This window comes from Stenotrophomonas sp. S49, from assembly GCF_016624905.1.
Classification (GTDB): Bacteria; Pseudomonadota; Gammaproteobacteria; order Xanthomonadales; family Xanthomonadaceae; genus Stenotrophomonas.
Genome location: NZ_JACVUD010000134.1, coordinates 1 through 8540 on the forward strand (window position 1 = coordinate 1; position 8540 = coordinate 8540).

Annotated in this window: 6 protein-coding genes; all 6 read left to right on the forward strand. The window is 67.3% G+C overall.

Annotated elements, in window-relative coordinates:
• Nucleotides 1-240 precede the first annotated feature (240 nt).
• The 6 genes from IAE58_RS19085 (at nt 241) to IAE58_RS19110 (ending at nt 8255) form a co-directional block, all read left to right on the forward strand.
• Nucleotides 241-2298, forward strand: coding sequence for a TonB-dependent receptor (locus IAE58_RS19085; RefSeq protein WP_199934686.1), 2058 nt, complete (start codon nt 241-243; stop codon nt 2296-2298).
• Nucleotides 2299-2471: 173 nt separating this feature from the next.
• Nucleotides 2472-4652 (forward strand): YccS family putative transporter, encoded by a 2181-nt coding sequence (gene yccS / locus IAE58_RS19090; RefSeq protein ID WP_199934685.1) that lies wholly within the window; start codon nt 2472-2474, stop codon nt 4650-4652.
• 476 nt (nt 4653-5128) lie between these two features.
• Nucleotides 5129-7018, forward strand: coding sequence for an MFS transporter (locus tag IAE58_RS19095; protein ID WP_199934684.1), 1890 nt, complete (start codon nt 5129-5131; stop codon nt 7016-7018).
• 175 nt (nt 7019-7193) lie between these two features.
• Complete coding sequence (locus IAE58_RS19100) at nt 7194-7481, forward strand: CD225/dispanin family protein (protein ID WP_108751075.1); 288 nt, start codon at nt 7194-7196, stop codon at nt 7479-7481.
• Between the two features lie 32 nt (nt 7482-7513).
• Complete coding sequence (locus tag IAE58_RS19105) at nt 7514-7786, forward strand: CD225/dispanin family protein (protein ID WP_199934683.1); 273 nt, start codon at nt 7514-7516, stop codon at nt 7784-7786.
• A gap of 43 nt (nt 7787-7829) precedes the next feature.
• Nucleotides 7830-8255: a DUF2752 domain-containing protein gene (locus IAE58_RS19110; RefSeq protein WP_199934682.1), complete on the forward strand. Its 426-nt coding sequence runs from the start codon at nt 7830-7832 to the stop codon at nt 8253-8255.
• The last annotated feature ends 285 nt before the right edge of the window (nt 8256-8540 follow it).

Here is an 8540-nt window from a genome sequence, read left to right on the forward strand (position 1 = left end):
CGGCGCGGGGCCCCCGGCCCCCCCCCGGGGGGGCGGGGGGGGGGCGCCCCCCCCCCCCCCCCACGCCCCCTTGGGTTTGACGCGCTGTAACGAAAAGAGAACAATTCGCATCCAGCCATGGTCCTGCGCCCCTGCGGCGCCCCGCTCCCGGTTCCCGGTCAGCCTGCGTGATCCCAGCCACTGCCCCTTCCCCCAACCATGGGTGGATGGCCCGTGGCCGTCCACCGAGGAACCTGATCGATGCCTTCGTTCCGCACCCCGCGCGTGGCCCTGCTGGCCGCCGCCCTGACCGCTGCCTGCGTGGCCCATGCAGAAGCCCCGGCCGACACCCGCAGCGCCACCGACCTGGACGCCATCAAGGTGGTCGGCGAACGCACGCACACCGAAGCCGGTGCGCTGGGCGACCGTGCCCTGCGTGACACCCCGTTCGCCATCACCGCCGTCGGCCGCGAACAGCTGGAGCAGCGCCAGGTCGTCTCGCTGGGCGAAGCCTTCCTGTTCGACCCCTCGGTCAGCACCCAGGTCAGCGCCTACGCCAGTGGCTGGAGCTCGCCCATCCGCAACCGCGGCATCGATCTGAACTACGACAGCTACCGCGTGAACGGCCTGCAGGTGTCCTCGTGGGGCACCGAATGGCCGCTGGAAGTGATGGAACAGGTCGACCTGCTGAAGGGCCCCGGTGGCTTCCTGTACGGCTTCGGCGCACCCGGCGGCATCGTCAACTACATCACCAAGAAGCCGACCGACACCCCGACGTTCTCCGCGCAGCTGGGCTGGCGCGAACAGGGCATCGTCAGCGGCGGTGTTGATGCCGGCGGACGCTTCGGCAACGAAGAGATGTTCGGCTACCGCTTCAACGCGTACCAGGAGAAGGGCGAAACCTTCAACGGCGGCCATGTCGACCGCAAGGTCGGCGCACTGTCGCTGGACGCGCGCCTGAGCGATGCGCTCACCTGGACCTTCGACGGCGTGTTCCAGTCGCGCGACCTGAGCGAAGAATCGCCGCAGTACTACTTCATCGGCCTGACCTCGCTGCCGCGGCCGATTGCCGGCGACGTCGACAACAGCGTGCCGGGCACCTACTACGACACCCGTTCCAGCCTGCTGTCGACCGCGTTGAACTGGCAGATCAACAGCGACTGGAAGGCCAACCTGAGCTACGGCGTCACCACCTCGTGGAACGACGTCAACAAGATCTTCGCCTACATCGACGATCCGAACGGCGACTACAACGTGAACGTGTACGAGCTGGGCGGCAAGAGCGAATGGAAGCTCGCGCAGGCGCTGGTGCAGGGCAGCTTCCGCACCGGTCCGCTGCAGCACCAGCTGGTGGCCGGCGTCAGCCACCAGACCGGGCTGGGCTGGGACCGCCCTTACGAGTGGAACACCATCGGTCGCGCCAACCTGTACCAGCGTTCTGCCATCCGCCACGACGCGGTGGGTTCGCGGGTGCTGACCCGTGGCGATGAAACCGTGCAGCAGGCGGTGTTCGCCAGCGATACCGTCGACTTCGGCGGCGGCTGGTCGGTGCTGGCTGGCTGGCGCTACAACGACTTCGAGACCAAGGGCCGTTACCACACCTACCCGGTCACTCCGACCTATGCAGTCATGTTCAAGCCCAGCGAGGCAGTGACCCTGTACGCCAGCTACATCGAATCGCTGGAAGCCGGCAGCCGCGTGGGCAACACCTACATCAACGCCGGCGATGTGCTGGACCCGACCATCAGCAAGCAGTATGAAATCGGCGCCAAGGTGGAAGCCTCGCGCTGGAATGCGAACGTGGCCGCGTTCCGGCTGGAACGTGGCGCCAACATCGACCAGCAGACCGACACCGGCCTGCGCCTGGTGCAGGATGGCATCACCCTGTACGAAGGCGTGGAAGCCAGCGCCGACCTGCACCTGACCGACGCGCTGACCGTGGGTGGCGGCGTGACCTGGCTGGACCCGACCTACGACAAGCTGTCGCCGGACAGCGCCGCGCAGGAAGGCAACCGCACCGTCGGTGCCGCCCGCTGGAGCGGCGTGCTGCATGCCAGCTACCAGCTGCCGTGGGTGGATGGCCTGGAAACCTACGCCGCCGTGCGTTACTACGGCGATGTCTGGTACGACGCCGACAACACCCTGAAGCTGCCCGATTACACCCTGGTCAATGCCGGCGTGGGCTACCGCCTGATGGCCAGCGGGCACCCGGTCACCCTGCGCGCCAGCGTGGAAAACCTGGGCAACCGCAAGTACTGGTCCAACGCCGGCATCGGTCTGCCGCGCACCTTCGCCGTGAGCGTGCGCTGGGAGATGTAACCCATCGGTAGCGCCGGGCCATGCCCGGCGGTTGTTCCGCATGCCGCGCTGTGCGCTCGCCGCGCATGGCGCGGCGCTATCGATTGCATGGGTGCGGACCGTTGGTCCGCACTTCCAACACCCTACACACGCGCGCACCGCCATAATGGGGGCACTCCGTCCCCCGAGCCTGCATGTCCGCGCCCCATTCCCGCCTCAGCCGCCTGTGGGCCCATGAAAAAGCCAGCTACGGCCTGCGCGTCTTCATTGCCCTGACCACCGCGCTGGGCGTGTGCTGGCACATGGACGCACTGCCGGCCCTGCCCGGTGTGTTCCTGGGCATCATCGCCAGCGCCATCGCCGAAACCGATGACAACTGGTGGGGTCGCACCAAGGCGGTGCTGCTGTCGCTGCTGTGCTTCTGCATTGCCGCCGCGTCGGTCATCTGGCTGTTCCCGTGGCCGTGGCTGTTCATCGGCGCGCTGGCGCTGTCCACCTTCGGCCTGACCCTGCTGGGCGCACTGGGCGAACGCTACGCCTCCATCGCCCAGGCCACGGTCACCCTGGCCATCTACACCATGATCGGGCTGGAGCAGCACGGCGGCGCCGGCGATCTGCCGCGCGCCCTGCATGCGGTCAGCCACCTGATGGCCGGTGCGGTCTGGTATGGCCTGCTGTCCATTGTCTGGACCGCGCTGTTCGCCAACCGCCCGGTACGCGAACGCGTAGCCCGCCTGTACCAGGAACTGGGCCGCTACCTGCAGTTGAAGGCCACGCTGTTCGAGCCGGTGCGCGAAGCGGACCTGCATCGTCGCCAGCTGGACCTGGCCGAACAGAACCGCAGGGTGGTGGGCGCACTCAATGAAGCCAAGGCCGCGATCATGGCGCGCTTCGGTCGCTCCGGCCGCCCCGGGGTGAATTCCGGCCTATACCTGCGCCTGTACTACATGGCGCAGGATTTCCATGAGCGTGCCAGCTCCTCGCACTACCCCTACGGCGCCCTGGTCGATGCGTTCTTCCACAGCGACGTGCTGTACCGCTGCCAGCGCCTGCTGGACCTGCAGGGCCAGGCCTGCGCACGGCTGGGCGAGGCGATCCGCCTGCGCCGGCCGTTCGTGTATGGCGAAAGCAACCAGCAGGCCGGGCGTGACCTGGCCGATGCCCTGGCCTACCTGCGCGACCAGCAGCGCCCGCAGTGGCAGCGGCTGCTGAGTTCGCTGGACCTGCTGGTGCACAACCTGCGCAGCATCGAACGCCGCCTGCTGGACGCCGAACGCTCCGAAGCCAGCCTGGACAACGTCGATACCCGCCTGCGCGACAGCAACCCCCATACCCTGCGCGAAATGGGCGTGCGCATCCGCCAGCAGCTCACCCCCGGCTCGGTGCTGTTCCGCCACGGCCTGCGCATGGCGCTGGCGCTGATCGCCGGCTTCCTGGCCATCCGCCTGTTCAATGCACAGAACGGCTCGTGGGTGCTGCTGACCATCGTCTTCGTCTGCCGACCGAACTTCGGCGCCACCCGCCAGCGCCTGGCCCAGCGTATCGTCGGCACCCTGGCCGGCCTGGTGCTGACCTGGGCGCTGCTCCAGCTGTTCCCGCAGCTGCACGTGCAGTTGCTGATCGCCCTGCTGTCGGCCCTGCTTTTCTTCTTCACCCGCACCGACCGCTACCTGGTGGCCTCGGCGGCGATCACGGTGATGGCGCTGACCTGCTTCAACCTGATCGGCGATGGCTTCGTGCTGATCGTGCCGCGCATGGTCGACACCCTGCTGGGCTGCGCCATCGCCGCTGCGGCGGCCTTCCTGATCCTGCCCGACTGGCAGGGCCGGCAGCTGCACAAGGTACTGGCGCGGGTGCTGGACACCGCCGCGCGCTATCTGGAATCGGTGCTGGGCCAGTACCGCAGCGGCATGCGTGATGACCTGGCCTACCGCATTGCCCGCCGCGACATGCACAACGCCGATGCGGCGCTGTCCACGGCCTTGTCGAACATGCTGCGCGAACCTGGCCACGTGCGCCGCAACCTGGATGCCGGCTTCCGCTTCCTGGCACTGTCCAACACCCTGCTGGGCCACCTTTCCGCGCTGGGCGCGCACCGCGACCAGGTGGACAGCTTCGCCGCCGACCCGCTGGCCTTGGCCGCCGGCGAGCGCGTGCGCAAGGCACTGGAACAGCTGGGCAGCGCGCTGGGCGCACGGCAGCCGGTCAGCGAAGACGACAACGACGCCGACCGCGCCGTGGCCGCCGAACTGGAACAGACCGACGACAGCATGGCGCCGAAGCTGCAGCTGATCCGCACGCAGATGGCATTGGTGCTGCGCATGCTGCCGAAGATGCGCGCGGCGGCCAACGAAGCGGTGCGTGGCCTGACCTGATCCCGCCTGCAGGGGGGGAGGCGGTTCCGTTTCCGCTGACGGGACTGGTTCCGATTGCGGTGGCGTTGCCGTTGCCGTTGCCATTGCCATTGCCATTGCCATTGCCATTGCCATTGCCGGTGGCGATGGCGATGGCGATGGCGATGGCGATGGCGATGGCGGTAGAGTCGAGCTTGCTCGACTGCTCTGCCAACAGCAGTCGAGCAAGCTCGACTCTACGACGGACAGCATCGCGGCATCGCTCGTCCCGGGCATCCCGACAGCATCACAGCATCGCGGCATCGCTCGTCCTGGGCATCCCGACAGCATCACAGCATCGTTCAATCCGCCATCGCGGCAGCACCGAGGTATGGTCCGGCCCGCCGCCATGGCGGCGCCCAGGCACGTTCTGATGGAACGCGAAGGATGCGTGTCCCGCCGCCCCGCACCCGCCGTGCAGGCAGGAATGCTAGGCTGCGGCGGTCCAAGGAGGTTCCATGTCCGGCCACAACCAGTTCGCCCTGCTGCGCCAGCGCCGCTTCCTGCCGTTCTTCATCGTGCAGGCGCTCGGTGCCTTCAACGACAACGTCTACCGGCAAGCGATCATCGGCCTGCTGTTCTACCTGGGCGTATCGGAAGAGCAGCGTTCGCTCTACACCACGCTGGCGCCGGCCATCTTCATCCTGCCCTACTTCCTGTTTTCAGCCCTTGCCGGCCAGATCGCCGACAAACTGGAAAAATCGCGCCTGATCGTGATCACCACCACCATGGAGATCGTGATCATGTCGATGGCGGCGATCGGCTTCCTGACCGAAAGCCTGCCGTTCCTGCTGGTGGCGCTGTTCTGCACCGGCATGCAGTCCACCCTGTTCGGCCCGGTGAAGTACTCGGTGCTGCCGGCCGTGCTGAAGCCCGAAGAGCTGACCGGCGGCAACGGCCTGGTGGAAATGGGCACCTCCATCTCGATCCTGTCGGGCATGATCCTGGGCGGCGCGGTGTTCCTGCTGGCCGGCAGCCATGGCCCAATCGTGGCGGCCACGGCGGTCATCGCGCTGGCGGTGTGCGGCAACATCGCCGCACGCATGATCCCCAAGGTCGATGCCGGCGACCCCGACCTGAAGATCAACTGGAACCCGTTGCCGGAATCGCTGGTCGTGCTGCGCATGGCGCGGCAGCAGAAGGCGGTGCGCAACGCGATCCTGGGCGTGTCCTGGTTCTGGTTCGTCGGCACCGTGCTGACCTCGCAGCTGCCCAACTACGCACTGGCCAACCTGGGTGGCGAACCGAAGCTGTACCTGTTCGCGCTGGCTCTGTTCTCGGTCGGCACCGGCGTCGGCTCGCTGCTGTGCGAAAAGCTGTCCGCGCGCACCGTCGAGATCGGCCTGGTGCCGCTGGGCGCTTTTGGCATGACCGCCTTCCTGCTCGATCTGTACTTCGCCCGCCCGGGCGAGGCCACGGTGCACGGCATGGGCATCCTGACCTTCCTGCAGCAGGCGGGCAGCGCGCGCATCGTCGTCGATCTTGTCGGCATCGGCCTGTTCACCGGCGTGTTCGTGGTGCCCCTGTTCGCGCTCATCCAGAGCCGCACCCCGAAGGCACAGATGTCGCGCGTGTTCGCCGCGCTGAACATCCAGAATTCCGGTTTCATCGTCGGCGCCGCCCTCATTTCGCTGGCCGCGCGCGAGTGGCTGCACTGGACCATCCCGCAGCTGTTCCTGGCACTGGCCATAGCCAATGCCGTGGTGGCGATCTACATCTTCACCATCGTCCCCGAATTCCTGATGCGCTTCCTCAGCTGGGTGATGGTGCGCACGCTGTACCGGCTGCGCCCGCACGGCATTGAAGCCAACGTGCCCGACGAAGGCGCCGCGCTGCTGGTCTGCAACCATGTCAGCTACATGGATGCGCTGATCCTGTCGGCGACGATTCCGCGCCCGGTGCGCTTCGTCATGTACTACCGCATCTTCAACATCCCGGTGATGCGTTGGATCTTCCGCACCGCCAAGGCGATTCCGATTGCCGGCGCACGCGAAGACCCGGCATTGATGCAGCGCGCGTTCGACGAAGTGGATGCCGCGCTGGCCGAGGGTGAACTGGTCTGCATCTTCCCCGAAGGCGCACTGACCCGCGATGGCGAGATGGGGCCGTTCAAATCGGGCGTGGAAAAAATCCTTGAGCGCCGGCCGGTGCCGGTGGTGCCCATGGCCCTGCGCGGCATGTGGTCGAGCATGTGGAGCCGGCGCGATACCCGCCTGGGCCGCATGCGCGTTCCGCGCCGCTTCCGCGCCACCGTCGAAGTGGTGGCCGCACCTGCGGTGGACGGCCAGCGTACCGATGCGGCCGCACTGGAAACGCAGGTGCGAAGCCTGCGCGGCGACAACGCCTGACGCATCTGACGCGGGGTGCAGGCCTCCCTGTTACCCCGCCGGGAGGGCTGCCGCGAGTCCCTTGGCGGGCATGTAAACGCATACATGAGGCCCGCGTTGCGGTAGATTACGCACCCACAGGGGGGAGGTTCGGCCTGTCCGCGACAGACCGACCGCCAAGGAATGGAGTCTTGCTTTGAATCAACCGCCACCTATCGAGCGTCCGGTGTACATCCCCAACCATCTGGTCTGGGCGATCGTGACCACGCTGTTCTGCTGCCTGCCGCTGGGGGTGGTGTCGATTGTCTATGCGTCCCAGGTGGACGGCCGCCGCGCGGCCGGTGATCTGCCGGGGGCCTTCAGTGCGTCGCGCAAGGCGGGCTGGTGGGCGGTGGCTTCGGCCGTCGCACTGCCGGTCCTGTTGCTGTTGTGGTTCGGGCTGTTCGGCGGCTTGGCCGCGCTGGGCGCTCTTTCCGACCTTTGATTCACACCACCACCCATCGAGGAGCTTGAACCATGAACACCACCACCCCGCAGGTCCCCAATAATCTGGTCTGGGCCATCCTGTCGACCCTGTTCTGCTGCCTGCCGGCCGGCATCGTGTCGATCGTCTACGCCGCCCAGGTCAACGGCAAGCTGGCCGCTGGCGACATCGCCGGTGCCCGTGAGTCGTCGGAAAAGGCCAAGAAGTGGGCCATCTGGTCGGCCATCGCCGCGGTCGTGGTCGGCATCCTGTACGGCATCCTGATCGCCGTGATCGGCGTGATGGGCGGCGGCAGCAGCTACTGATGCACCCTGCGGGATCCGGCACGGCGCCGGGTCCCGTTGTCGCATGTCCGTCCTTCCCGCACGTTCCCGACTGGCCCGCTGGGCCCCTCTGCTGGCCGCTTCCGGCCTGGCCGCGGGTGCCGCCGTGGTGCTGCGCCACGTCAACCCCTACGTCTCGGGCAATCCGCTGCCCGGCTGCCCGCTGTACGCACTGACCGGGCTGTACTGCCCCGGCTGCGGCAGCACGCGCTGCCTGTATTCGCTGGTCCACTTCGACCTGCCCGGCGCGATGGCGATGAATCCGCTGCTGGTCCTCAGCCTGCCGTTCCTGTTCCTGATGCTGCTCAACAGCGCCGGCATCCGCCCGCGCGTGCTGGACCCGCTGATGCGGGTGCTGGCCAACCCGATGTTCTGGCTGTGGCTGCTGCCCGGCTACGCGCTGCTGCGCAACCTGCCGTGGGCCCCCTTCACCGCCCTGGCCCCGATCTAGGGTTCCAGCCAACGGCGCAGCCCCTCGTGGTGGGGCGTTTGGCGATCATGAGGTTGGCCGGATGCGATGGGCTTGCGGGGGACGCCGTAAACCCATCCATGGGGGCTTAGCCGCGCCATCCATGCCGCGGATACCCCCGCAAGCCCATCGCACCCGGCCACGGACAGTTTCCGCGCGCGTCCACCACGGAAAAGAAGAGAAGATCAAAAACCACAGCGGGTCGCTGCGCTCGGTATCCACGCATGGCGTGGATCTTATCTCTTGCCGATCTGGCACCTTGGGTGC

Excerpts from the sequence above, each read along its gene's own strand:
- yccS (WP_199934685.1), top strand. The coding sequence starts at position 2,472 with ATGTCCGCGCCCCATTCCCGCCTCAGCCGCCTGTGGGCCCATGAAAAA.
- IAE58_RS19085 (WP_199934686.1), top strand. The coding sequence starts at position 241 with ATGCCTTCGTTCCGCACCCCGCGCGTGGCCCTGCTGGCCGCCGCCCTG.
- IAE58_RS19105 (WP_199934683.1), top strand. The coding sequence starts at position 7,514 with ATGAACACCACCACCCCGCAGGTCCCCAATAATCTGGTCTGGGCCATC.
- IAE58_RS19095 (WP_199934684.1), top strand. The coding sequence starts at position 5,129 with ATGTCCGGCCACAACCAGTTCGCCCTGCTGCGCCAGCGCCGCTTCCTG.
- IAE58_RS19110 (WP_199934682.1), top strand. The coding sequence starts at position 7,830 with ATGTCCGTCCTTCCCGCACGTTCCCGACTGGCCCGCTGGGCCCCTCTG.